24 protein-coding genes are annotated in these 22,528 nt (G+C 72.4%); 9 read left to right on the top strand and 15 right to left on the bottom strand.

Going from position 1 to position 22,528, the window contains the following annotated elements; all coding sequences use genetic code 11:
- Together ABT014_RS06110 and ABT014_RS06115 are read right to left on the bottom strand one after the other, a co-directional pair.
- Window positions 1-471 carry a Fur family transcriptional regulator gene (locus ABT014_RS06110; protein ID WP_350637436.1) on the bottom strand — a complete coding sequence of 157 codons (471 nt, stop codon included), beginning with the start codon at window positions 469-471 and terminating at the stop codon, window positions 1-3.
- 98 nt (window positions 472-569) lie between these two features.
- A complete protein-coding gene (locus ABT014_RS06115; RefSeq protein ID WP_350637437.1) occupies window positions 570-1,154 on the bottom strand; it encodes a heme-binding beta-barrel domain-containing protein in 585 nt (194 codons plus the stop codon).
- Between the two features lie 273 nt (window positions 1,155-1,427).
- On the opposite strand from ABT014_RS06115, the gene ABT014_RS06120 reads away from it, so the two are divergent.
- Window positions 1,428-1,790: a DsrE family protein gene (locus ABT014_RS06120; RefSeq protein ID WP_350637438.1), complete on the top strand. Its 363-nt coding sequence runs from the start codon at window positions 1,428-1,430 to the stop codon at window positions 1,788-1,790.
- A gap of 16 nt (window positions 1,791-1,806) precedes the next feature.
- On the opposite strand, the gene ABT014_RS06125 is transcribed toward ABT014_RS06120, so the two are convergent.
- The 6 genes from ABT014_RS06125 to ABT014_RS06150 all read right to left on the bottom strand — a co-directional run bounded on the left by ABT014_RS06125 (window position 1,807) and on the right by ABT014_RS06150 (window position 4,987).
- On the bottom strand, window positions 1,807-2,076 hold the full coding sequence (locus ABT014_RS06125) for a DUF3099 domain-containing protein (RefSeq protein ID WP_350637439.1): 270 nt from the start codon (window positions 2,074-2,076) through the stop codon (window positions 1,807-1,809).
- Between the two features lie 62 nt (window positions 2,077-2,138).
- Complete coding sequence (locus ABT014_RS06130) at window positions 2,139-2,429, bottom strand: DUF1416 domain-containing protein (protein WP_350637440.1); 291 nt, start codon at window positions 2,427-2,429, stop codon at window positions 2,139-2,141.
- A gap of 35 nt (window positions 2,430-2,464) precedes the next feature.
- Window positions 2,465-3,301, bottom strand: a complete 837-nt coding sequence (locus tag ABT014_RS06135; protein ID WP_350637441.1) for a sulfurtransferase — start codon at window positions 3,299-3,301, stop codon at window positions 2,465-2,467.
- A 217-nt stretch (window positions 3,302-3,518) separates the two neighbouring features.
- Window positions 3,519-3,599, bottom strand: coding sequence for a putative leader peptide (locus tag ABT014_RS06140; protein WP_350637490.1), 81 nt, complete (start codon window positions 3,597-3,599; stop codon window positions 3,519-3,521).
- Between the two features lie 220 nt (window positions 3,600-3,819).
- Window positions 3,820-4,491: an LmeA family phospholipid-binding protein gene (locus tag ABT014_RS06145; RefSeq protein WP_350637442.1), complete on the bottom strand. Its 672-nt coding sequence runs from the start codon at window positions 4,489-4,491 to the stop codon at window positions 3,820-3,822.
- 190 nt (window positions 4,492-4,681) lie between these two features.
- Window positions 4,682-4,987 carry a MoaD/ThiS family protein gene (locus tag ABT014_RS06150; RefSeq protein WP_350637443.1) on the bottom strand — a complete coding sequence of 102 codons (306 nt, stop codon included), beginning with the start codon at window positions 4,985-4,987 and terminating at the stop codon, window positions 4,682-4,684.
- Between the two features lie 658 nt (window positions 4,988-5,645).
- On the opposite strand from ABT014_RS06150, the gene ABT014_RS06155 reads away from it, so the two are divergent.
- The 5 genes from ABT014_RS06155 to ABT014_RS06175 all read left to right on the top strand — a co-directional run bounded on the left by ABT014_RS06155 (window position 5,646) and on the right by ABT014_RS06175 (window position 11,328).
- Entirely contained in the window at window positions 5,646-6,422 is a 777-nt protein-coding gene (locus ABT014_RS06155) for a response regulator transcription factor (protein ID WP_350637444.1), read from the top strand.
- Between the two features lie 156 nt (window positions 6,423-6,578).
- The gene (locus ABT014_RS06160; protein WP_350637445.1) at window positions 6,579-7,622 is read left to right on the top strand and encodes a LacI family DNA-binding transcriptional regulator; all 1,044 of its coding nucleotides are present in this window, start codon (window positions 6,579-6,581) and stop codon (window positions 7,620-7,622) included.
- Between the two features lie 126 nt (window positions 7,623-7,748).
- On the top strand, window positions 7,749-8,966 hold the full coding sequence (locus tag ABT014_RS06165; protein WP_350637446.1) for a S1C family serine protease: 1,218 nt from the start codon (window positions 7,749-7,751) through the stop codon (window positions 8,964-8,966).
- Between the two features lie 59 nt (window positions 8,967-9,025).
- Window positions 9,026-9,799: a response regulator transcription factor gene (locus tag ABT014_RS06170; RefSeq protein ID WP_350637447.1), complete on the top strand. Its 774-nt coding sequence runs from the start codon at window positions 9,026-9,028 to the stop codon at window positions 9,797-9,799.
- Complete coding sequence (locus ABT014_RS06175; RefSeq protein WP_350637448.1) at window positions 9,796-11,328, top strand: sensor histidine kinase; 1,533 nt, start codon at window positions 9,796-9,798, stop codon at window positions 11,326-11,328. Before ABT014_RS06170 ends, ABT014_RS06175 begins: the two co-directional genes overlap by 4 nt.
- A 69-nt stretch (window positions 11,329-11,397) precedes the next feature.
- Here ABT014_RS06175 and ABT014_RS06180 read toward each other — a convergent pair whose 3' ends face one another.
- The 6 genes from ABT014_RS06180 to ABT014_RS06205 form a co-directional block, all read right to left on the bottom strand.
- Window positions 11,398-13,203: a bifunctional metallophosphatase/5'-nucleotidase gene (locus tag ABT014_RS06180; protein WP_350637449.1), complete on the bottom strand. Its 1,806-nt coding sequence runs from the start codon at window positions 13,201-13,203 to the stop codon at window positions 11,398-11,400.
- Window positions 13,204-13,442: 239 nt separating this feature from the next.
- On the bottom strand, window positions 13,443-14,792 hold the full coding sequence (locus ABT014_RS06185; protein WP_350637450.1) for an ATP-binding protein: 1,350 nt from the start codon (window positions 14,790-14,792) through the stop codon (window positions 13,443-13,445).
- A gap of 19 nt (window positions 14,793-14,811) precedes the next feature.
- Window positions 14,812-16,386, bottom strand: a complete 1,575-nt coding sequence (locus ABT014_RS06190) for an SCO6880 family protein (RefSeq protein ID WP_350637451.1) — start codon at window positions 16,384-16,386, stop codon at window positions 14,812-14,814.
- A gap of 7 nt (window positions 16,387-16,393) precedes the next feature.
- The gene (locus ABT014_RS06195; protein ID WP_350637452.1) at window positions 16,394-17,674 is read right to left on the bottom strand and encodes a hypothetical protein; all 1,281 of its coding nucleotides are present in this window, start codon (window positions 17,672-17,674) and stop codon (window positions 16,394-16,396) included.
- Window positions 17,664-18,503: a hypothetical protein gene (locus tag ABT014_RS06200; protein ID WP_350637453.1), complete on the bottom strand. Its 840-nt coding sequence runs from the start codon at window positions 18,501-18,503 to the stop codon at window positions 17,664-17,666. The genes ABT014_RS06195 and ABT014_RS06200 overlap by 11 nt, the downstream gene beginning before the upstream one ends.
- Before the next feature lie 104 nt (window positions 18,504-18,607).
- Entirely contained in the window at window positions 18,608-18,958 is a 351-nt protein-coding gene (locus tag ABT014_RS06205) for a DUF8827 family protein (protein WP_350637454.1), read from the bottom strand.
- A gap of 249 nt (window positions 18,959-19,207) precedes the next feature.
- Here ABT014_RS06205 and ABT014_RS06210 point away from each other — a divergent pair, with 249 nt between their 5' ends.
- A complete protein-coding gene (locus tag ABT014_RS06210; protein WP_350637491.1) occupies window positions 19,208-20,395 on the top strand; it encodes an NlpC/P60 family protein in 1,188 nt (395 codons plus the stop codon).
- 146 nt (window positions 20,396-20,541) lie between these two features.
- A complete protein-coding gene (locus ABT014_RS06215) occupies window positions 20,542-21,270 on the top strand; it encodes a phosphatase PAP2 family protein (RefSeq protein WP_350637455.1) in 729 nt (242 codons plus the stop codon).
- Window positions 21,271-21,307: 37 nt separating this feature from the next.
- Here ABT014_RS06215 and ABT014_RS06220 read toward each other — a convergent pair whose 3' ends face one another.
- Window positions 21,308-21,502, bottom strand: coding sequence for a hypothetical protein (locus ABT014_RS06220; protein ID WP_350637456.1), 195 nt, complete (start codon window positions 21,500-21,502; stop codon window positions 21,308-21,310).
- A gap of 158 nt (window positions 21,503-21,660) precedes the next feature.
- Between ABT014_RS06220 and ABT014_RS06225 the strand changes: the two genes are divergently transcribed.
- Entirely contained in the window at window positions 21,661-22,527 is an 867-nt protein-coding gene (locus ABT014_RS06225; protein ID WP_350637457.1) for an SCO4651 family lipoprotein, read from the top strand.
- Window position 22,528 lies beyond the last annotated feature (1 nt).

Here is a 22,528-nt window from a genome sequence, read left to right on the forward strand (position 1 = left end):
TCAACCGGCCTGGGACTGCTCCCGCTTCGCGGTGCAGTCGGCGCAGCGACCGAAGATCGCGAAGTGCTTGAGGTCGGTGTCGAAGCCGTGCTGGGTGCGCAGGCTGTCGATCAGCGGGGCCGCGATCGAGGTGTCGGTCTCGGTGATCCGGTCGCAGTCCCGGCAGACCAGGTGCAGGTGGGTGTGGCGACCGGCCAGGTGGTAGGTCGGGGCGCCGTGCCCGAGGTGCGCGTGCGAGACCAGGCCGAGCTCCTCGAGCAGCTCCAGCGTGCGGTACACGGTGGAGATGTTCACCCCGCTCGCGGTCCTGCGGACGTGCGAGAGGATCTCGTCCGGCGTCGCGTGGTCGAGGGCGTCCACCGCCTCCAGGACCAGCTGGCGCTGCGGGGTGAGCCGGTAGCCGCGCTCGCGCAGGTCGGTCTTCCAGTCGGCGAGTGGCTGGAGCTCTGCGGGGGTGTCGGTGTTGGCCACGGTGTCGTCCCTGCCGGTCGAGGTCGTGAGACAAGTGTAGGGACCGACCGGGCGGTCGGTCCCTCAGCTTGCGGCACCGCGGGAGCGGACCGGCGGGATCAGCGGAAGAAGGCGATGCCGTCGTCCGGAAGGTCCGCGATGTCCTGGATCAGCTTGGCCGGGTTGAGCACCTTCTTCAGCTGGGCCGACATGTACGGCCGCAGCGGCACCTCGGGCGCGGTCTTCTCTCCGACCCAGAGCAGCTCCTCGCCGACCAGGCCGAACAGCCGCTTGCCGCCGCTGTACGGGGCCGAGCCCTCGATCCGCGCGACCGCGTCGGTGGCCAGGTCGATCTGCGGCTTGCCGTCGTGCAGCCGGCCGTACCAGATCTCCACGGTGCCGTCGTCGCGCAGCGAGGAGACCTCGACCTCGCGCTCACCGCTGCTGCCGTGCTGATTGCTGGTGACGCGCCAGAAGGCGTGCTCGTTCTCCAGCGGCCGGACCTTCTCACCCTGCTCGTTCAGCACCCAGGTGCGGGAGCGGAACTCCAGGAAGGGGCGGCCGTCGTGCCGGAAGACGACCTCCTGGCCGAAATTGCACTTCTCGCTGCCGGGGAAGTCGTGCACCCCGGCGCCCTCCCAGGTACCCAGGAGGAAGGCCAGCGGGACGACGTCCTTGTGGAGGTCGGAAGGGATCTCGATCATGTTCCTGGTCACTGTCGTCGGGACGGGTTCGCCATCAACCGTACGGCAGTCGGGGTCAGCGCTGGCCCTGGTACAGCTTCATCACCGAGAAGATCGCGAACCAGGTGATCAGCACGGCCATCAGAGCCAGCAGGCTGTCGAAGAAGATTTCGAGACCGGACACGGGGTGCTCCCATTGACGGCGTAGGCATACGGGGCGGACGCGGCCGAGTCTATCCGGCGGTGATCCCGCGCTCACGGTGAGCCCCACCACGTCGGGCTAGGGTGTCGCCCATGTCGAAGAAGCTGGTCATCAAGGTCACCGCCGGGGCGGACGCGCCGGAGCGCTGCTCGCAGGCCTTCACGGTGGCCGCGGTCGCGGTCGCCAGCGGTGTCGAGGTCTCGCTCTGGCTGACCGGGGAGTCCTCCTGGTTCGCGCTGCCCGGCCGGGCGGCCGAGTTCGAGCTGCCGCACGCCGCCCCGCTGCCGGACCTGCTGGACTCCGTCCTGGCGGCCGGCACGGTGACGCTGTGCACCCAGTGCGCGACCCGGCGCGGGATCGGGGAGAAGGACACCGTCGAGGGCGTCCGGATCGCGGGCGCGCAGGTCTTCGTCAGCGAGATCATGGCGGACGGCGTGCAGGCGCTGGTCTACTGACCCGGGTCCGGGTCCGCTAGTGCTGCTCGTGGTCGGGGTGGTCCCGGTCGTGGCCGGGCTCGTCCCACTTCGGGTCGTCCCAGCGCGGGTCGTTCCACCAGTCGTCCTCGGGGTCGCGCCGGTTGGCGAACACCGCCGCCAGCGGCGGGATCACCATCGCGACCACGCACATCCCGATCGCGGCCGGCACCGACCAGAACCGCACCGCGCCCCAGGCCAGCACGAACAGGCCCAGGCACACCCCCATCATCACGAAGTAGCGCACGTGGCGCCGGTGAGCCCGCACCCTTCCAGGGTATGACCGAGGGCCCCCGCTCGGCAGGGGCCCTCGATCGTGCACCGGTGGACTCAGACCGCGATCGCGATCTCGGTCAGCTCGCCCTGGGCGGCGACCACCACCCGGTCGACGCTCGCGCCGGGGACCAGGGCGCGCAGCGTCCAGGTCCCCGGGCGGGCGAAGAACCGGAACTGTCCGGTGGCCGAGGTGGGCACCTCCGCCGTGAAATCGCCGTTCTGGTCGAGCAGGCGCACGTAGCCGTGCACCGGCTCCTCGTCCCGGGTCACCGAACCCTGAATGATCGTCTCGCTGGCCACGTCAACTCCTGCCAGGTCCGGGCCGCCGGCCTTCGCACCGCACATGTCGTGTCTTCCCTTCCTTACGGTGGAGCCGCAGCTCAGTTGTCGCCGAGCGCGATCGGCACGCCCACCAGGCTGCCGTACTCGGTCCAGGAGCCGTCGTAGTTCTTCACGTTCGGCTGCTCGAGCAGCTCGTGCAGCACGAACCAGGTGAGCGCGGAGCGCTCGCCGATCCGGCAGTAGGCGATGGTGTCCTTCGCCAGGTCGACGCCCTCGGCGGAGTAGAGCGCGCGCAGCTCGTCGTCGCTCTTGAAGGTGCCGTCGTCGTTGGCGTTCTTCGCCCACGGGATGTTCCGGGCGCTCGGCACGTGGCCGGGGCGCTGCGACTGCTCCTGCGGCAGGTGGGCCGGGGCGAGCAGGCGGCCGGAGAACTCGTCGGGCGAGCGGACGTCGACCAGGTTGAGGCTGCCGATCGCGTTCACCACGTCGTCGCGGAAGGCGCGGATCGAGGAGTCCACGGCCTGGGCGCGGTACTCGGTGCGGGCGCGCTCGGGCTGCTCGACGACCAGCTCGCGGGAGTCCAGCTCCCACTTCTTGCGGCCGCCGTCCAGCAGGCGCACGTCGCCGTGGCCGTACAGCTTGAAGTACCAGTAGGCGTACGAGGCGAACCAGTTGTTGTTGCCGCCGTAGAGCACCACGGTGTCGTCGTTGGCGATGCCCTTGGCGCTGAGCAGCGCCTCGAAGCCGGCCTGGTCGATGAAGTCGCGGCGGACCGGGTCCTGGAGGTCCTTCTTCCAGTCGATCCGGACGGCGTTGCGGATGTGGTTCTTGTCGTACGCGGAGGTGTCCTCGTCGACCTCGACGACGACGACCTTCGGGTCGTCCAGGCGGGCCTGGACCCAGTCGGCGTCTACCAGGACGTCGCTGCGGCTCATGGTGGTTTCTCCATCCGGGGGCGGTTGGCGGAAGAGGCTGTTCAGGGGGCACCGGGACGCACCCGTCCGGACTTCTGTCCGAATACTGGGACAGGGCGGAGTGCGGGAGGCCTGGGCCGGTGGCGCGGGAGCTGGGGGTGCGAACGCCGACCACTATCGCGGGTCGGGATGTCGCAGCGGGTCGGGCGGGCCGGAGATACCGGTCAGAACTGCCCGGTCAGCGCATTCGACACAGGCAGGTGGACACGCGGCACAGGTCTACCGCCCGCCGCTTCGTGAGATCCGCCTGTCGCTTCATGACGACGATGCTAGGGACAGTCCGGGGCCGCTGTCATCAGTGTGTCGAATAGTGAGATCAGAACGACCGAATGCCGGGATTTCACCCACCGCGGCCGCCGGGACACCCGAGCGGCGCGGTCGAGGGGCGGCCCGAACGGGCCCGGTGGGCCACCGCGCACACCGATGCTGGACAGGCCGTCTCGCGGAGCGGGACGGCGGAGCGGGCCGGGCCCGGCGGGTCAGCCGATCAGCCGGACGTCGCTGCCGCGGAAGTCCAGCAGCAGACCGTCCTGCTCCGGGGTCACCCCGGCGAGGCTCAGACCGGCCGGCAGGTTGGTCAGGGTGAAGCTGCGGGGCGCCAGCAGGTCCTTCACCTTCCCGTTCAACGCCGAGGCCAGGACGGTGAGTTGGAAGCCGTCGGCGACCACGGTGTTGCCCTCGCTGTGCACGTTGCCCTCGCCGATCGAGATCCCGGCCAGCGAGGCCTTCACCTTGCCCGGCCCCCCGTACGAGAACGCCAACCGGTCCGCCCCCTGCACCAGCTTCGCGGCGTCCGGGTAGGAGATCTTCCCGCTGCCGGTGGCGCTGCGCACGGTCGCGCTGCGGTACGAGCCGCCCACCGTCACCCCGGACAGCCGCGCGGTGAACCCGTGCACCGCGACCTGCTGGCGCCCGTCGCTCACCTGCACGTCGGCGGCCGACAGCCGGACGCCGTCGAACTCGCCGGAGACCGCCTGGGTGAGGAAGGGGAACCCGTCGATCGAGACGCTGGGCCGGGTGCTCAGCCGCCCGCTGCTCACCAGCCGGTCGGCGGCCTCGTCCTCGGCCACCCCGACCGCGACCCGGTCCGCCCCGACCAGCAGGCCGGCCAGCACACCGAGACCGATCGTCAGCTTCAGCCAGCCGCGCATCTCACTCCCCCAGGGGTCGTCACCGCCGTACGGCGCCGCAATGGTCCATCCTCACAGCAGTACGGAGATACGACGATCTCGCCGGGGGCGATGGTTCCTGAGCCACCCGCTCCTGCCGCGGGCGGCCCGCCCACCCGGAGCCGCCCACCGAGAGCCGCCCACCCAGAGCTGCCCACCCGGAGCCGCCCGCTCAGCCGCCGGCGAAGGGCGGCAGCACCTCGACGGTGCCCCCGGCCCGCAGCGGCACCCCGGCGTGGTCCCGGGTGCCGACCGGATCGCCGTCCACCAGGTACGAGCAGACCCCGAGCACCCGCAGCAGTCCGGGCCGGTCCGCGTGCCGGGCGCGCACCCCGGCCAGCGCCTCGGCCAGTGTGGCGGCCAGGTAGGGCTCCTCGGCGATCCCGGCCTCGGACTTGGCCGCGGCCCAGTAGCGGACGGTGCCGCTCACCCGTGCGGGTGAGCCGGACGCGGGCAGCACATCGGTGGTCGCAGTCATGGCAACCCCTTCCAGTGATCCTCGCCCGGTGCGGCGGCCGGCTCCTGCGCCGGGCCGCCCACGCCAAAGGTGTACACGTACGGTGCGGCCGGTGCGGCTCCCATGATGACCCCATCACCCGGCCGGGTGACAACACCCCAGGTCGCCCCGGGGCCGGCGGAGAGCTCGACCTGGTGGCGGAGGTCACGGCCCGCGGGGCCCGCAACGGCCCGCCGGCGCCCGTTCCGCCCTCCCGCAGCGCGGTGTGGTCGGCTAAGCTCAGGGCGTAAGGGATCCGGGCAGAGTCGCCCCCGGGTCCTTTTGTGCTTTCAGGACGCCAGTACGGACGTCCTTGCGAACGGCGCCCCACCCGCGCCGTACGCGAGGGCCACCCCGCGCACGCGGTACAACGGTGTGCCGCCGCCGCGCCGGGGTGAAGCAATCGGCGCCGGGCCCCCGCCCGGCGCGGGCACAGACCGGAAGGTTCACGGATGGGCAGGGCAGCGGCGGAGCGCCAGGGGTTGCGGGACCCCGGGCACCGGCTCCGCGCCGCCGTGCGTCCCGCCGGGCCGGCCGGATCTCACCCTGCGGACGTTCCCCCACCCCGCCACGCGGCGCCGGGCCGCCACCGCCCCCGACGCCCCGCGTACGCGACGACCCGGAAAGGGGACTACCGGGTATGAGTTCTCTCCTCCTGCTCACCAACGCCCTGCAGCCGTCCGCCGAGGTGCTGCCGGCCCTCGGGCTGCTGCTGCACAACGTCCGGGTGGCGCCCGCCGAGGGGTCGGCCCTGGTCGACACCCCCAGTGCGGACGTCATCCTGGTCGACGGCCGGCGGGACCTGCCGCAGATCCGCAGCCTGTGCCAGCTGCTGCGGTCCACCGGCATCGGGTGCCCGCTGATCCTGGTGGTCACCGAGGGCGGCCTGGCCGCCGTCACCGCCGAGTGGGGCATCGACGACGTCCTGCTGGACACCGCCGGCCCGGCCGAGGTCGAGGCCCGGCTGCGGCTGGCCACCGGCCGGCTCCAGGTCTCGGTCGACGACAGCCCGATGGAGATCCGCAACGGCGACCTCTCGGTCGACGAGGCCACCTACTCGGCCAAGCTCAAGGGCCGGGTGCTCGACCTCACCTTCAAGGAGTTCGAGCTGCTGAAGTACCTCGCCCAGCACCCCGGCCGGGTCTTCACCCGGGCCCAGCTGCTGCAGGAGGTCTGGGGCTACGACTACTTCGGCGGCACCCGCACCGTGGACGTCCACGTCCGGCGGCTGCGGGCCAAGCTCGGGGTCGAGCACGAGCAGCTGATCGGCACCGTGCGCAACGTCGGCTACCGCTTCGTGGTGCCCGACAAGGCGGACAAGGGCGACCGGGCCGCCGGCTCGGGCGGCGACCGCTCCGGCGCCGACCGCTCCGGCGGCGCCCAGGAGCGCTCCGGCGCGGCGTCGCGACAGCTCTGAACCGGCCGGGCCGGCGGGCCGCACCCCGCCGGCCGCATCGGCTCGGCCCGCAGGCCGCACCGCCTTGCCCCGGTATGCCCGGATCCGGCGCGGCCCCGCCGAAAGCACCGTGACTCCGCTCATGGCGCGACCGTGCGACCCGCGTAGACTCCCTGCGTGGCCAAGGTGACGCGCGACGATGTAGCCCGACTGGCTGGGACCTCGACCGCGGTCGTCAGCTACGTGATCAACAATGGGCCGCGCCCGGTCGCGCCCGCTACCCGGGAGAAGGTCCTCGCGGCGATCGAGCAGCTCGGCTACCGGCCGAACAGCGTCGCCCAGGCGATGGCCTCCCGCCGCACCAACCTGATCGGCATGGTGGTGCCGGACGCCCGGCAGCCGTTCTTCGCCGAGATGGCGCACGCCGTGGAACGGGCCGCCTCCGAGCGCGGCAAGCTCGTCCTGATCGGCAACTCCGACTACGTCGACGACCGCGAGGTGCACTACGTCCGCGCCTTCCTCGGCATGCGGGTGTCCGGCCTGATCCTGGTCAGCCAGGGCCCCTCGCAGCGCGCCGCCGAGGAGTTCGCCGCCATGGAGGGCGCCAAGGTGGTGCTGCTGCACCGCCGCCCCGAGGCGATCGACGACGTCGCGGTGGTCACCGAGGACGTGGTCGGCGCCGAGGTCGCCGTCCGCCACCTGCTGGAGGAGCACGGCCACCCGTACGTGGTCTGCTTCGGCGGCCCGGTGGAGTCCCCCGCGCCCGGCGACCCGGTCATCGACCACGTCGAGGGCTGGCAGCGCGCCATGGAGTCGCACGGGCTGCCGGTGGAGCCCAACCTGGTGGACGCCCCCTTCCACCGCTACGGCGCCTACGAGGTCGCGGTGAAGCTGCTGCGCTCCCCGCAGCGCCCGCCGGCCATCTTCTGCTCCACCGACGACCAGGCGATCGGCGTGCTGCGGGCCGCCCGCGAGGTCGGCCTGCGGGTGCCCGAGGACCTCGCGGTGGCCGGCTTCGACGACATCCCCGAGGCCGCGCTCGCCGACCCGCCGCTGACCACCGTCGCCTCGGACCGGGACGCGATGGCCCGGGCCGCCGTCGACCTGGTGCTGGACGACTCGCTGATGGTTCCCGGCTCCGGCACCGAGCGGGTCCGCAAGTTCCCCTCGCACCTGGTGGTCCGGCGTTCCTGCGGCTGCGGGTCCCCCGACCAGCGGTGATCCCCGCCGCGGGGGCCCGGCCGCGATCCGTACGCTGACCAGGCTTTATGAGAACCGAACGGGCTTCTCGGAAGGCTCTGACCCGACTCTCATCGGATCCTCATGATCCGGGCGGACCTTTGCTCCATGAGCGAGCAGCAGCGCAGCAACCCCGGCCAGCAGCACCCTGACGACGCCCACGGCGTCACCGGCCCGTACGGCACCCAGGACGCCCACGGCGCCCCCGGTGGCCACGGCAGCCACGACCCGTACGGCCGGCCCGGCTGGGCGCCGCCGCAGCCCGCCGAGGCACCGACCGCACACGTCCTGGAGGGCACGGTGTTCCGGGCCGAGGACGGCCCGCACCAGCAGGCCTGGAGCGACGCCCCCGAGCCGCCCACCCCGCCCGAGCACACCGACCCCCAGGGCCACGCCCAACCGGGGGCGCACGCCGCCCGCGGCAGCCACGCCCGCCGCGGCCTGCTCAAGGGCCGGCTGCTGCTGGTCGCCGCGGTCGCGAGCGTCGCAGCGCTGATCGGCGGTGTCTCCGGCGGCGTGCTCGCCGAGGCCCGCGACGGCCACTCCGCCGCCGCCACCATCGTCAGCCCGGTCTCGGCGAAGTCCGACGGCACCGCGAACGTCGCCGCGGTCGCCGCCGCCGTCTCCCCCAGCGTCGTCCAGATCACCGTGAAGACCGCCGGCGGCACCGCCACCGGCACCGGCGTGGTGCTCACCTCCGGCGGCCAGATCCTCACCAACTACCACGTGATCTCCGGCGCCGTCTCCGAGGGCGGGCAGACCACCGTCACCTTCAGCGACGGCAGGACGGCGGCCGCCACCGTCACCGGCACCGACAAGTCGCTGGACGTCGCGGTCATCGACGCCACCGGGGTGAGCGGCCTGACCCCCGCCGTCCTCGGCGACTCCTCGAACGTCCAGGTCGGCGACTCGGTGGTCGCCATCGGCAACCCCGAAGGCCTGACCGGCACCGTCACCTCCGGCATCATCAGTGCCAAGGACCGCAAGGTCTCCGTCCAGGTCGACGAGGGCGCCACCCAGGGCAACGGCGGCTTCGGCTTCCCCAACCTGCCCGGCCTGACCGGCAACCGCTCCGCCGCGACCGGCGACACCGCCACCTACCAGGCCCTGCAGACCGACGCCGCGCTCAACCCCGGCAACTCCGGCGGCCCGCTGCTCAACGCCAACGGCCAGGTGATCGGGATCAACTCCGCGATGTACTCGGCCGGCGGCTCCAGCTCCACCGCGGGCTCCAGCAGCGCGGGCAGCGTCGGCCTCGGCTTCGCCATCCCGATCGACGACGTCAAGCAGGTGCTCAGCAAGATGCAGGCCGGTCAGAACCTCTGAAACGGCCCTCCCCGCAGGACAATGGCCACACCGTACGGACTCAGAAAGGGCCCGAGCCCATGAATCCCCCCGCCGACGACCGCACCCCTGCCGAGGCCGCGGGCCCCACCGCCCGCGTCCTGGTGGTCGACGACGAACCCGCGCTGCGGGACGCCCTGGAGAGCAGCCTCGCCTTCGAGGGCTACGAGGTGGCCACCGCCACCGACGGCTACGAGGCCCTGGAGGCGGTCGAGCGCCAGCGGCCCGACCTGGTCCTGCTCGACATCATGATGCCGCGGATGGACGGGCTCACCACCGTCCGCCGGATGCGCTCGCGCGGGGACGCCGTGCCGGTCCTGATGCTCACCGCCCGGGACGCGGTCGGCGACCGGGTCACCGGCCTGGACGTCGGCGCCGACGACTACCTGGCCAAGCCCTTCGAACTGGACGAACTGCTCGCCCGGGTCCGGGCCCTGCTGCGCCGCAACGCCCTGGCCGCCGAGGCCGCGGCCCGGGCCTCGGTGGAGACCGACGACAGCGAGGTGCTCGCCTTCGCCGACCTGCGGATGAACCTGGCCACCCGCGAGGTCACCCGCGAGGGCCGCCCGATCGAGCTCACCCGCACCGAGTTCATGCTGCTGGAGATGTTCCTCTCGCACCCGCGGCAGGTGCTGACCCGCGAACAGATCCTCAAGGCGGTCTGGGGCTTCGACTTCGAGCCCTCCTCCAACTCCCTGGACGTGTACGTGATGTACCTGCGGCGCAAGACCGAGCAGGGCGGCATGTCCCGGGTCATCCAGACCGTCCGCGGCGTCGGCTACGCCCTGCGCAGCGCCAACGGCGCAGCGGCGTGAGCGACGCCGTCCCGCCGAGGCCCACCCACCCGCCGAAGCGACCCCGGCGCCTGCGCCCGGTCGGGTGGTACCGGGGCCGCTCGCTGCGCAGCCGGCTCTCCATGCTGACCGCCGCCGCGGTGGCGATCGCCATCGCCCTGTCCGCCCTGGCCTGCTGGTTCCTGGTCCGCGACCGGCTGTACGAGCAGGTCCACAGCAACCTGACGGAGGCGGACTCGCTGTTCGTCGGCCCCTCTCGGCGCGAGAACTCCTTCACCTGCGACTCCACCCCGGCCGCCGCCCTGGCCGCGGCCCGGCGCTCCCCGGACGGCATCCCGCTGCGCCCGCTCAAGTGGGACATCGAACTGATCGCCCCTGACGGCTCCGCCTGCTTCCAGGACGGGGACGCGCACGCCATCCGCACCGAACCGGGCGACCTCGCCGCCATCGGCGGCCACACCGCCGGCTTCCGGGACGGCGAGTACGCCGACGGGACGGCCGCCGTGGTCCGGGTCGTTCCGATCGACGTCCGACTGCCCAACCAGACCATCAAGCAGTACGTCGCCCTGGTCGCCCTTCCGATCGAGAACGTCCAGAACTCGCTCAACAACCTCGCGCTGATCCTGCTCGGCGTGGTCGGTGTCGGCACCGTCGGCGCCGGGTTCATCGGCCGGCTGGTGGCCCGGTCGGCGTTGAAGCCGGTGGACGACCTGACCGGGGTGGTCGAGCACATCGCCCGCACCGAGGAGGTCGGCACCACCATCCCGGTGCACGGCAGCGACGAGATCGCCCGGCTGGCCACCTCGTTCAACTCCATGTCCACCGCGCTCGCCAACTCCCGCGAGCGCCAGACCCGGCTGATCGCCGACGCCGGCCACGAACTGCGCACCCCGCTCACCTCGCTGCGCACCAACGTCGACCTGCTGATCCGCAGCGACGACACCGGCCGCGCGCTGCCACCCGCGACCCGGGCGAAGATGCTGGCCAACATGAAGGCGCAGATGCAGGAACTCACCCTGCTGATCGGCGACCTGCTGCAGCTCTCCCGCCCGGACTCGCCCAAGCCGGGCCAGAACCTGAGCGTGCTCGCCCTGCACGAGATCACCCACCGGGCGGTCGACCGGGCCCGGCTGCGCGGCCCGGGGCTGACCTTCGAGCTCGCCGTCGAGCCCTGGTACGTGCACGGCGACGGGCCGGCGCTGGAGCGGGCGGTGATCAACCTGCTGGACAACGCGGTCAAGTACAGCCCGAGCGGCGGCACGGTCGAGGTGGCGCTGCGGGCCGGCCGGCTGACCGTCCGCGACCACGGTCCGGGCATCCCGGCGGAGGAACTGCCGTACGTCTTCGACCGGTTCTGGCGCTCGCCGTCCTCCCGGCAGCTGCCGGGCTCCGGGCTGGGGCTGTCGATCGTGGCGCAGGCCGTCCGGGACAGCGGCGGCGAGGTCGCGCTCGGCCCGGCGGCGGACGGCGCCCCGGGCGCGCTGGCCACCCTGCGCCTGCCCGGCCAGCCGGACCGCCCGGACACCGACGGTGCCCAGGGGCAGGACTGACCGGCCCCGGGCCGGGAACGCCGAGGGCGGGGCACCCGGAGGTGCCCCGCCCCGCTGTGCCGCGACCGGTCAGTCCTGGTCCTGACCGTTACCGATGATCTTGATCCGGTCCTGCGCCGGGACCGGCAGCGGGGCGCCGGCCTTGCTGTTGGCGCCCAGGTAGGCGGCGAACAGGTCGAGGTCGGAGACGCCGACCAGCTTGTCGGTGCCGGCCGCGAAGGCCGGGAAGCCGTCGCCGCCACCGGCCAGGAACTCGTTGGCCGCGACCCGGTACGAGGCGGCCGGGTCGATCGGGGCGCCGTTCAGCTTGACCGAGTCGACCACGATCCGGGCGGCGCCGGCCTTGGTCAGGTCCAGCGTGTAGCTGAAGCCGGCCGAGTTCTGCAGGATCTTCGGCGAGGCCTCGTTCAGGCCGCTGACCTGCTGCTGGAGCAGCTGCACCAGCTGGGCCCCGGTGAGCGTCTTGACCTGCATCATGTTGGTGAACGGCTGGACGGTGAACGCCTCGCCGTAGGTCACCACGCCGTCGCCCTCGGCCCCGGAGGCCTTGTAGACCAGGTCGGAGCGGATGCCGCCGGGGTTCATGAAGGCGATCTGCGCGCCGCCCTTGTCCTTGGGCGCCAGGCCGGCCAGCTGGGCGTCGGCGATCACGTCACCGAGCGGCTTCTCGAAGTCGAGGGAGCCGCGGCCGTTGATGTCCGCGCCGATGAAGCCGAGCGGGCGGTTGGCGATCGGGGCGGCCAGCTTGTTGTAGTACGCGATCAGCTTGGTCATGTCCTCGGCCTTGGGCAGGCTCTGCCGCACCACGTGGTTGGCGGCGGTGACCGAGGGGCGGATGATCTCGCCGGAGCGCTTGTCCAGCTTCAGGTCGATCTCGGTGTAGAGCCGGCCGAAGGAGGCGGCGCTGGTCACCGAGCGCGGCACGCCGTTCGGGTCCGGGATGCTGCACGCGTAGGCGTTGTGGGTGTGGCCGGTGACGATCGCGCCGACGGCCGGGTCGATCTTCTTGGCGATGTCCACGATCGGGCCGGAGACGCCGGAGCCGCCCGCGCCGCAGTCGAAGTCGTAGACCGGGCTGGCCGGGTAGCCGCCCTCGTGGATCAGGGCCACGATCGAGTCGACGCCCTTGCGCTTGAGCTCCGCGGCGTACTTGTTGATCGTGGTGACCTCGTTGCCGAACTTGAGGCCCTTGACGCCCTCGGCGGTCACGATGTTGGGCGTGCCCTCCAGCGTCACCCCGATGAAGCCGACCTTGACGCCGTCGACCTTGGTCACCCAGTACGGGTCCAGGATCGGCTTGCCGGTCTTCTCGTCGGTGACGTTGGCGGCCAGGTACTCGAAGTCGGCGCCCTTGAACTTGCGACCCTTGGTGTAGCAGCCGTCGGTCGGGTGGCAGCCGCCGTTCTGGAGCCGCAGCAGCTCCTTGGCACCCTCGTCGAACTCGTGGTTGCCGACACTGGTGACGTCCAGGCCGAGCTTGTTCATCGCCTCGACGGTCGGCTCGTCGTGGAACAGGCCGGACATCAGCGGGCTGGCGCCGACGATGTCACCGGCCGCCACCGTCAGCGAGTTGTCGTGGCCCTTGCGGGCCTGGCGCAGCGCGGTGGCCAGGTACTCGATGCCGCCGGCCGGGGTCGACACGGTCTGCTTGGTGACCGGGTCGATCTCCTTGATGGTGCCCGAGGAGCCCGCCGGGGGCTCCAGGTTGCCGTGGAAGTCGTTGATCGCCAGCAGCTGGAGGTCGACGACCTTGGGCTGGTGGTGGCCGTGCGCCTGGGCGACGCCGGGCACGAGCACCGTGCCGAGCAGGCCCGCGGCGGCGGCGACGGCGTACGTCGCCCTGCGGTAGCGACCGGAGAGACCGGTGTTGGGCATGAGGGATCCCCTGGACAGTCGGGGCCCCGCTGTGGGACGGGGCCGGGCTGGCGGGTGTGCCGATCGAACCAGAGAAGCCTAGGGTCAACGCGCGTAGCTGTCAGGACCCTGGGCGTAACGGGAGGGTTTCCTGGACACGACGTGAAACCGAGGATCCGACGACGGCGCGGACGAACTGACGCCCCGCCGGATCCGTCCCGGCGGGGCGCTCGCAGGTGGTGCCGTCCGGTGCGGCGCGGTCAGCGCCGCGGCTCGGCCGCCAACTGCCGCTCGGCACGCTGGCGTTCCTCCACCGCGTCCTCGGTCATCGCCCGGTCGGTGTAGACCAGCGGACGCTCGGCCTCGGTGATGATGTGCTTCACCACCTGGACGTTGCCGTTGACGTCCCAGACCGCGATGCCCGGCGAGAGGGTCGGGATGATCTCCACCGCCCAGCGCGGCAGCCCCAGCACCCGCCCGGTCGACCGCGCCTCCTCGGCCTTCTGCATGTAGATGGTCCGGGTGGACGCCATCTTGAGGATCGCCGAGGCCTCCTTGGCCGCCGCCCCGTCCACCACGTCGGACAGGTGGTGCACCACCGCGACGAAGGACAGGCCGAGCCGGCGCCCGAACTTCAGCAGCCGCTGGAACAGCTGCGCCACGAACGGGCTGTTGATGATGTGCCAGGCCTCCTCGACCAGGAAGATCCGCTTCACCCGGTCCGGCCGCAGCCAGGTGTGCTCCAGCCAGACGCCGACGATCGCCATCAGGATCGGCATCGCGATCGAGTTGCGGTCGATGTGCGAGAGGTCGAAGACGATCAGCGGCGCGTCCAGGTCGATGCCGTCCGTGGTCGGCCCGTCGAACATGCCGCGCAGGTCGCCGTCGACCAGCCGGTCCAGCACCAGCGCCACGTCCAGGCCCCAGGACTGCACGTCGTCCACCGCGACCCCGAGCGACTCCAGCGAGGCCAGCTCCGGGCTGCGCAGCGTGGTGATGATGTCGTCCAGCACCGGCTGGCGGTCCGTCACGGAGGCCACCACGTGGGCGTGCGCGGCCTTCAGCGCGAAGCCCGCCCGCTCGTCCAGACCGTGCCCCATCGCCACCTCGATGATGGTGCGCAGCAGCGACAGCTGGCCGGTGGTGGTGATCGACGGGTCCAGCGGGTTGAGCCGCACCCCGCCGTCCCGGGCCGACATCGGGTCGAGCCGGATCGACTTTATGCCGAGCGCGTTGGCGATCAGGTTCCACTCGCCGACCCCGTCCTCGCCCTGCGCGTCCAGCACCACCACCTGGCGGTCCCGGAAGCGCAGCTGGCGCAGCACGTACGTCTTCTCGAGCGCCGACTTGCCGTTGCCGGACTCGCCGAGCACCAGCCAGTGCGGCGCGGGCAGCTGCTGGCCGTACAGCTGGAACGGGTCGTAGACGTAGCCCTTCCCGCTGTACACCTCGCGGCCGATGATCACGCCCGAGTCGCCCAGGCCAGGGGCGGCGGTGGGCAGGTAGACGGCCTGGGCCTGGCCGGTGGAGGTGCGGACGGGGAGCCGGGTGGTCTCCACCTTGCCGAACATCAGGCTGGTGAAGGCATCGGTGAGGTTGCCGATCGCCATGACGGTGCCTCCGGAGGGGTCAGCGGCGGATGCCGGTGGCGAACGGGAGCGTGTTGACGAACGCCCGGTGGTGCTCGCGGTCGCACCACTCCAGCTTGAGGTAGCTCTTGCCGGCCGAGGCCCGGATGGTCCGCTTGTCCCGGGCCAGCGCCTCGGGGCTGCGGGCCGAGACGGTCAGGTAGCCGACCAGGTTGACGCCGGCCGCGCCGGAGGCGAGGTCGTCGCCGCGCTGGTCGACCCGGCCGGTGTGGGCCAGGTCCCGCGGGTCGACCGTGCGGTTCATCTTGGCCGCGCGGTTGGCCTCCGCCTCGTCGTTGGTCTTCTCGGTCAGCATCCGCTCGATGGCGACGTCGGTCGGCTCCAGGTCCATGGTGACGGCCACCGTGCGGATCACGTCCGGGGTGTGCACCAGCAGCGGGGCCAGGAAGTTGACGCCCACCGGGGTGAGCGGCCACTCCTTGATCCAGGCGGTGGCGTGGCACCACGGCTCCCGGGTCGCCGACTCCCGGGTCTTCGCCTGGAGCAGCTGCGGGTGGGTCGCGTCCAGCTCGGCCGGCCAGGCGTTGCGCCGGCTCATCGCCTGCAGGTGGTCGATCGGGTGGTCCGGGTCGTACATCGAGTGCACCAGCGAGGCCAGCCGGGCCTGGCCGAGCGGCTGGCGGACCCGGATGTCGGCCTCGGCCAGCCGGGCGCAGATGTCGGTCAGCTCGCGGGCCATCACCGCGGCCAGCCCGTCGTCGTCCTTGGTCCGGCGCCCGGTGGCGTCCCGGCCCATCGCGTGCGCCTCGGCGGCCAGGTCCCGGGTGTAGTGCATGCAGGCCACCAGGTAGGCCCGGTGCTGCTCGGAGGAGGTCGACACCATCGACTGCAGCTGGTCGTAGGAGTCCTGCAGCCAGCGCGGGGCGTCCTGGGCGCCGCGCCGCTCGACGTCCTTGGCGTGCGCGTCCGGGTCGGCGGGCAGGGTCCGGGCCAGGATCTGCAGCCGGGTCACGAAGCCGTCGCCGTTGGCCACGTGCTTGAGCAGCGTGCCGAACCGGTCGACCAGGGTCTCCTGGTCCTCCGAGTCGCGCAGCCCGACGCCCGGGCCCTCGATCTCGATCGCGGCGGTGACGGTCCGGCGCTCCAGGTGCATCAGCACCGCGACCTCGTCCGGCCCGAACGGCGCGCTCAGCCAGCGCAGCCGGCCCACCCCGGGCGGCGGACCGATCTCGATCTCCCGCCCGTCCAGCCGGGTGCCGGCGTCGATCACCTCGGACTTCCAGAGCGCCCGGCCGCTGCGCAGCGTCCGGCGGTAGGTCCGGTTGATCTCCGCCCACTTGTAGAAGGTGCGCCGCCGGTAGGGCACGTAGACCGCCATGATGGCGAGCAGCGGGAAGCCGACCAGCCCGGCGATCCGCAACGGCAGGATCGGCGTCAGCAGGCCCCACATCATGCCGAGGAAGGCGCCGAAGATGATCAGCACGATCTCCCCGGTCTCCCGGTTGCGCCCGATCGGCGCATTGGGCCGGGACTTGCCGATCAGGTACGTGCGGCGCTGGTGGACGTACGGCTGGGCGTACTGGGCTCCGTACTGGCCGAGCGGTTCGCTGCTCACCGACCCGTCACCCTCCCTTCGCTGAGTTGCTGTCACGGTTCAGGGACGGGCCCTGCGGCGGGGGTGCGGCCGCGGGGGTGCGGCCGGCGTGCGCGGCGATGCCGGGGGCGACCGAGCCGCCGCCGCTGCCGCTGCCCGACGAGGCGTTGGCGGCCTGCGGGCCGCCGCGCGAGCCGTGGGTGGAGATCCCCTGCTTCACCAGGTTGGCCGGGCCGCTGATCATCGCGGAGCCGGCCGAGACCGCGCCGGCGCGGGCGTTGCGCAGGTGGAGCATCTCGTCGCCGAGACCCGGCACGAAGCGGTAGACGGCGGCGCTGGCGAAGATCGACAGGAACAGGATGGCCAGGCCGGACAGCACCCTGGCGAAGTCGTCGTCGGCCCCGGCTCCGGTGGCGACCGCGCCGGCCAGGCCGAGGATGATCACGATGATCGGCTTGGCCAGGTCGACCGCCAGCATCAGCCCGGCCCAGCGGCGGACGTGCTTCCAGAGCTGCTTGTCGACCAGGCCGGCGTACACGGCGGTGCCCAGCAGCGCGCCGACGTAGAGCATCGCGGCCCGGATCAGCAGCTCGATCCAGAGCACGGCCGCGGCCAGCACCGCCACCAGCGAGACGATGATCAGGATCAGCGGGCCGCCGCCGATCGTCCCCTTCTCCAGCGTGTCGGCGAAGCCGCCCAGGTAGGTGCCGGTGTCCGACTTGGTGCCGGCCGCGATCGCGGCGGTCAGCCCGTCGGTCACGCTGACCAGGGTGAACAGGATCAGCGGGGTGAAGGCGGAGGCCACCACGGTCAGCCACAGGAAGCCGATCGCCTCGGCGAAGGCCTGGCCGAGCGGGGCGCCGCGGACCGCCCGCTTGGTGACGGCGAGCAGCCACAGCACCAGCGTGATGATGGTCGAGCCGGCGAAGACCACCGCGTACTGCTGGAGGAAGGCGGCGTTGGTGAAGTCGACCTGGGTGGTGCCGTCGATCGCGCCGGACAGCTTGCGGACCACCCACGCGGCGGCCTGGGCGCAGCCCTTGGCGAGCGAACCGAGCGGGTCGGTGGCCCCGGTGACGGCTCCGGTCCCCGGCACCGTCACCGCCCCCGGCGGGGCGCAGAGCTGGTCCGCGCCGGCCACCGGCAGATCGACCGAGCAGGAGCGGCTCGGCGAGGGCGTCGGCGACGGCGTCGGGTCGGCGAAGGCCCGCTGCGCGACCGCCAGGGCCATCAGCTGGAGCGTCGCCATCGCACCGCCGAGCGCGCCGGCCCGTCGGGCGAACGCGGGGATCGGACCGTCAGCGGGCATAGCGGAAGCCTCCGAACTGCTGGACGGCATTGGTGATGTCCTCGGCGGTGGCCGCCTGCTGGTCCCCGGGAACGGGTGCCGGGCCGGCGACGCGGGAGAAGTCGGTGAGCTTCCAGTCGCTGCCGCTCCAGCGCATGGTGACGGTCAGCGTGTACCAGTTCTCGGAGACCGGGTTGGTCGAGTTGGCCCCGGCGAGGCCGACCAGGCCTGTGCACCACACCTCGACCTTGGTCGCGGTGTCCGCGGAGTTGGTGGTCCGGGTGCCGACCGGGACGCTGCGGCTGACGAACGTCAGGCCCTTGGGCGCCTTGCCCTGGGCGTCCAGGCCGAAGCCGGTGACCGTCTCCGGGCCGAACGCCTTGTCCAGCCGCTCCTGGAGCTGCGGGGTCACGCTCGGGTCGGCGACGGTGGCCACCAGCGGGTGCCGGGTCTCGGCGCGGAACATCTCGGCCGAGCCGAGGGCCACCGCGTAGTTCGCGGCCGCGGACTGGGCGCCCTGGTCGGTGTGCGGGAAGCCGTTGGCCACGCCGCCCGCGCTGGTGGTGACGGGCTGCTGCCCGGTGGCCGCGGTCTGCGCCGGGGCGGGCGTACCGCCGGTCCCGCCGGCCCCACCGGAGCCGGCGGCCCGGTCGGTGGAGGACGAGCCGCTGCCCGGGTCGGGCTTGCCGCGGTTGGCGATGGAGATCGCCAGCACCAGCAGGGTGACCACCACCAGGACGGCCAGCAGGGTTCGCAGCGGGCGGGGCTGACGCCCGCTCACCTGGTAGGAGGCCTGTTCGGCGACCGGGAGCCGCGTACGGGTGTGCGGCTGGTCGTCGGACAACGGCACGGCGGCCCTCCAGGTGCGGGGAGCCCTGGCGGGGCTCCGGTGGTGAAACACGACGGACCCAGCAGACGCGGTAGGACCGGCCCGCCGGGACGACTATCTGACCGTCAGATGGCCATGCCGTAGACAATGGTGAACAGGGTGCCCAGCGAACCGATGATGAACACGCCGGTCAGACCCGCGATGATCAGCCCCTTGCCCTGTTCGGCGCTGAAGGTGTCCCTCATCGCGGTGGCGCCGATCCGCTGCTTGGCCGCACCCCACACCGCCAGGCCCAGACAGGCCAGGATGGCGACGGCCATGACGACCTCCACCATCACCCGGGCCTCCGAGCCCAGGCTGGCGAACGGGCCCCAGTCGGGCGCGATCCCACCGATGATGGTGTCGATATTGGCTTTCTTCGGCGGATCCTCCGCCAGGTACCCGATCACCTTGCTGTCCACGCTGCTCAGGTTCATTTCCATCTCACCGCCCGATCAGGCAAATTCAAGGCCCCGAACCATGGTCGAGCGAAGGGGCCGGTCCTATTCTTGGCCAGATCTGATGTCGACTTGGCTACTTCTCGCGGATTGGTCGTGCGGCACGGGTCACGTACGACAGGATGTCCACCGTACGAAGGATACGGCTCACTCTATGTGTTCGCGATGATTGCGCTGAGCAACGCCTTCCGGGACACTACTGACTGACGCTTCGTCGGGATGGTGCTGATGGTACTCCGCAAGGCAGGCGCTGCCGCCGCCGCTGCGGCAGTTGTGACGGTCGGATTCGTCGGCCTGGTCAGTGTCGGGACGTTCGCCGCGAGCGGCGCCGCCCAGCCGGCCGGAAACAACCTCGCGCTCTCCGCCGGCACGGTTCCCGCCGCCTACCAGCCGCTCATCCAGAAATGGGGCACCCTGTGCCCCGAGATCTCCCCCCCGATGCTGGCCGCCCAGCTCTACCAGGAGAGCGGTTTCGACCCCTCGGCCCGCAGCCCCGCCAAGGCGTACGGGATGGCCCAGTTCCTGGAGGGCACCTGGGCCTCCTACGGGACGGACGGGAACAACGACGGCAAGCGGGACATCTGGGACGCCTCCGACGCCATCGCCTCGGCCGCCACCTACGACTGCGCGCTGGCCAAGGACGTCTCCACCGTGCCCGGCGACCGGCAGGCCAACATGCTCGCCGCCTACAACGCCGGCCCGTACGCGGTGATAAGGGCGGGCGGCGTCCCCGGGTACAAGGAGACCCAGGGCTACGTCCGCAACATCCAGTCGCTGGCCCGCAGCTTCACCGCGCCCGTGACCGGCGGGTCGGTCGGCCTCTCCCGGCAGGCGGCCGGGGCGATCTACTACGCCCAGACCAAGCTCGGCACCCCCTACCTGTGGGGCGGCGAGGGCCTGCCCTCGCAGAACGGCCGCTTCGACTGCTCCGGCCTCACCCAGGCCGCGTTCGAGAGCGTCGGCATCAAGCTCCCCCGGGTGGCCAACGACCAGTGGTACGCCGGCGAGCACCCCTCCCGGAGCGAACTGCGCCCCGGCGACCTGGTGTTCTTCGCCAACGACCTGAACGACCCGCGCTCGATCCACCACGTCGGCATCTACGTCGGCGGCGGATTCATGATCGACGCGCCGCACACCGGCGCGGTGATCCGCTACGACACCATCGACCAGCGCGACTACATCGGCGCCACCCGGATCACCCAGGACGGGGCCGAGGCGCTGCCGGTGCGCGGCGCGGACGGCAGCATCAGCGGCGGTGGCGGCCCCAGCGGCGGCAACCAGGCCCCCGCCTCCCCGAGCCCCGCCGCGGCGGCCGCAGCCGCCGCCCCGGCAGCCCCGGCAACCCCGGCCGGCCGGGCACCCGCCACCCCGGCGGGCCCCGCACCGGCCACCTCCGGGCGCCCCGCCGGGACCTGAGCCGGCGGAACCGGCTTGTGTGCACGTCAAGTGGACGGTCAGTCAAGTTTCCATAACAGCGGGTCCGACCGGAAACCTGACGGCCGCCTCCGGCGTTCTTGCACGGTGGGCCGAAGGTCCACCGTGACGAGAGAGGGAGGTGCGGCGTGTCGACGCTGCTCGCCGACACGGGCAACCCCGACCTCGATCTGCTGCGCGTGATCAACGGGCTGTCCTGGTCCGCCCCCGGCTGGCTGGACAGCCTGGTCTCCTGGGTCGGCGAGTACGGGATCCTGCTCGGCCTCGCCGCCGTCTGCCTGGTCGCCTGGCTGCGGGCCCGGAAGGCGCCGGACGCGCCGGTGGCCGTCGCCGGCCTGCTCTGGGCCCCGCTCGCGGTCGCCCTCGCCGAGCTGGCCAACCTGCCGATCTCCCGGATCGTGGACCGGCCCCGACCGTTCGTCGACCATCCCGAGCTCAACGTGCTGGTCGAGGGCAAGGAGGGCACGCTCTCCTTCGTCAGCGACCACTCCGCGATGTCCATGGGCATCGCGGTGGCCCTGCTGCTGGTCAACCGCAGGCTCGGGCTGGTGGCCGGTGTGCTGGCGCTGCTCCAGGGCTTCTGCCGGATGTACCTGGGCGTGCACTACCCGACCGACGTGCTCGGCGGGTACGCGCTCGCGACGGCCGTGGTGCTGCTGCTGGCGCCGATCGCGATGGCGGTGCTGGTCCCGCTCTGCCACGCGCTGACCAGGACGGCCGCCGCGCCGCTGATCATGGCCCGGCCGAGCCGTCCGGCCTCCGCGGGCCGCCGCCGTCGCCGCGGCACCGACCGCCGCCGGGCACGTCCGGCCGTCGAGGCCGAGCCCGGTGCCCAGGAGCGCGACCTCGCGGCCTGAGCGGGCCCGGAACCCCTGACGTCCTGCCGCAGGCGGGCTACCCCGGGTTCTCCCCCTCGTGCTCGCTGCGGTGTTCCGCGGCGTCCCGCCGGGCGCGGTCCCTGGATCTGCGGGCCGGGGCGAACCAGCCGCAGCTGCAGCCCGCGAACGCGAACGAGCCGCGCTCCTCCACCGTCACCTGATGGTCCGACGTGGGCTCCGCACCGGGTTCGACCGGCCGCTCGCTGTGCACCCGGCCACGGTATCCGCTGCCCCGCCCGGCGCGCGACGAGGCGTCCGCGCCCCCGATGGCGTAACCATCGGGCCGTCAGCTCGTTTGACGGTGAAGAGCTCTGCCCACCCGGGGTGGTGGCTTGCCGGGCATCCGCGCCCGAGGGGGTTGTGTCGACAGTGAAGAAGCCGATCAAGGGCCGCCGGACCGTGCGGCCCGTCCGGTCCGCCGCCGCGGTGGTGGCGCTGGCCGCCGCGCTGAGCGCCTGCGGCGGTGCCACCCACCCGCCGAGCAGCTCCGCGGACCAGCTCTCCGCCGACCCGCTGACCGCCGTCCGCAGCGCCGCCGACATCACCGGCCGCACCGGATCCGTGCACGCGACCACCGAGCTCTCCACCGAGTCGGCGGACAAGAAGGCCGTCTTCTCCGGCACCGGCGGGTACGACTACGTGAAGCGGATCGGCCGGCTGGAGATCACCGTGCCGCCGGGGGCGGCGACCACCGGCACCATCAAGGAGGTCGTCCTGCCCGGGACGGTCTACCTCCAGAACACCGGCGCCAAGATCCCCGCGGGCAAGTGGGTCAAGCTGGACGTGCGCCAGCTCCCGGACGGCAACCTGGTCAGCAGCGGGGCCACCGACCCGGCCGGCGCCGCCGGCGCGCTGCGCGGCGCGCAGAGCGCCGAGCTGGTCGGCACCGAGACGGTCGGCGGGGTCGAGCTCAAGCACTACAAGGGCTCCCTCGACCTGGCGAAGGCGGCCGAGGCCACCGGCGGCCGCGGGGCGGACTCGCTGCGGATGGGCGCCCAGACCTTCACCAGCAAGGACGTCCCGTACGAGGCCTGGCTGGACGCCCAGGGGCGGCTGCACAAGGTGGTCGAGACCTTCAACTTCACCGGGGTGGCCGGGTCCAAGGCGCCGAAGGACCAGGTCAAGGTGGTCTCCACGGTGTCGCTCGGCGAGTTCGGGACGCCGGTGGAGGCGGCCGAGCCCGGCCCGGCGGAGATCTACGCGATGCAGTCCTCCGAGTCGCCGTCCGCGAAGTAAC

This window comes from Kitasatospora sp. NPDC094015, from assembly GCF_040304075.1.
GTDB lineage: Bacteria > Actinomycetota > Actinomycetes > Streptomycetales > Streptomycetaceae > Kitasatospora.

Bases quoted from the DNA above. Each gene is read 5' to 3' on its own strand.
- ABT014_RS06185 (WP_350637450.1), bottom strand. From the start codon at position 14,792: ATGGCGATCGGCAACCTCACCGATGCCTTCACCAGCCTGATGTTCGGC.
- ABT014_RS06130 (WP_350637440.1), bottom strand. From the start codon at position 2,429: ATGTGCGGTGCGAAGGCCGGCGGCCCGGACCTGGCAGGAGTTGACGTG.
- ABT014_RS06180 (WP_350637449.1), bottom strand. From the start codon at position 13,203: ATGCCCAACACCGGTCTCTCCGGTCGCTACCGCAGGGCGACGTACGCC.
- ABT014_RS06210 (WP_350637491.1), top strand. From the start codon at position 19,208: ATGGTACTCCGCAAGGCAGGCGCTGCCGCCGCCGCTGCGGCAGTTGTG.
- ABT014_RS06115 (WP_350637437.1), bottom strand. From the start codon at position 1,154: ATGATCGAGATCCCTTCCGACCTCCACAAGGACGTCGTCCCGCTGGCC.
- ABT014_RS06150 (WP_350637443.1), bottom strand. From the start codon at position 4,987: ATGACTGCGACCACCGATGTGCTGCCCGCGTCCGGCTCACCCGCACGG.
- ABT014_RS06155 (WP_350637444.1), top strand. From the start codon at position 5,646: ATGAGTTCTCTCCTCCTGCTCACCAACGCCCTGCAGCCGTCCGCCGAG.
- ABT014_RS06170 (WP_350637447.1), top strand. From the start codon at position 9,026: ATGAATCCCCCCGCCGACGACCGCACCCCTGCCGAGGCCGCGGGCCCC.
- ABT014_RS06135 (WP_350637441.1), bottom strand. From the start codon at position 3,301: ATGAGCCGCAGCGACGTCCTGGTAGACGCCGACTGGGTCCAGGCCCGC.
- ABT014_RS06120 (WP_350637438.1), top strand. From the start codon at position 1,428: ATGTCGAAGAAGCTGGTCATCAAGGTCACCGCCGGGGCGGACGCGCCG.
- ABT014_RS06165 (WP_350637446.1), top strand. From the start codon at position 7,749: ATGAGCGAGCAGCAGCGCAGCAACCCCGGCCAGCAGCACCCTGACGAC.
- ABT014_RS06145 (WP_350637442.1), bottom strand. From the start codon at position 4,491: ATGCGCGGCTGGCTGAAGCTGACGATCGGTCTCGGTGTGCTGGCCGGC.
- ABT014_RS06195 (WP_350637452.1), bottom strand. From the start codon at position 17,674: ATGCCCGCTGACGGTCCGATCCCCGCGTTCGCCCGACGGGCCGGCGCG.
- ABT014_RS06140 (WP_350637490.1), bottom strand. From the start codon at position 3,599: ATGAAGCGACAGGCGGATCTCACGAAGCGGCGGGCGGTAGACCTGTGC.
- ABT014_RS06205 (WP_350637454.1), bottom strand. From the start codon at position 18,958: ATGAACCTGAGCAGCGTGGACAGCAAGGTGATCGGGTACCTGGCGGAG.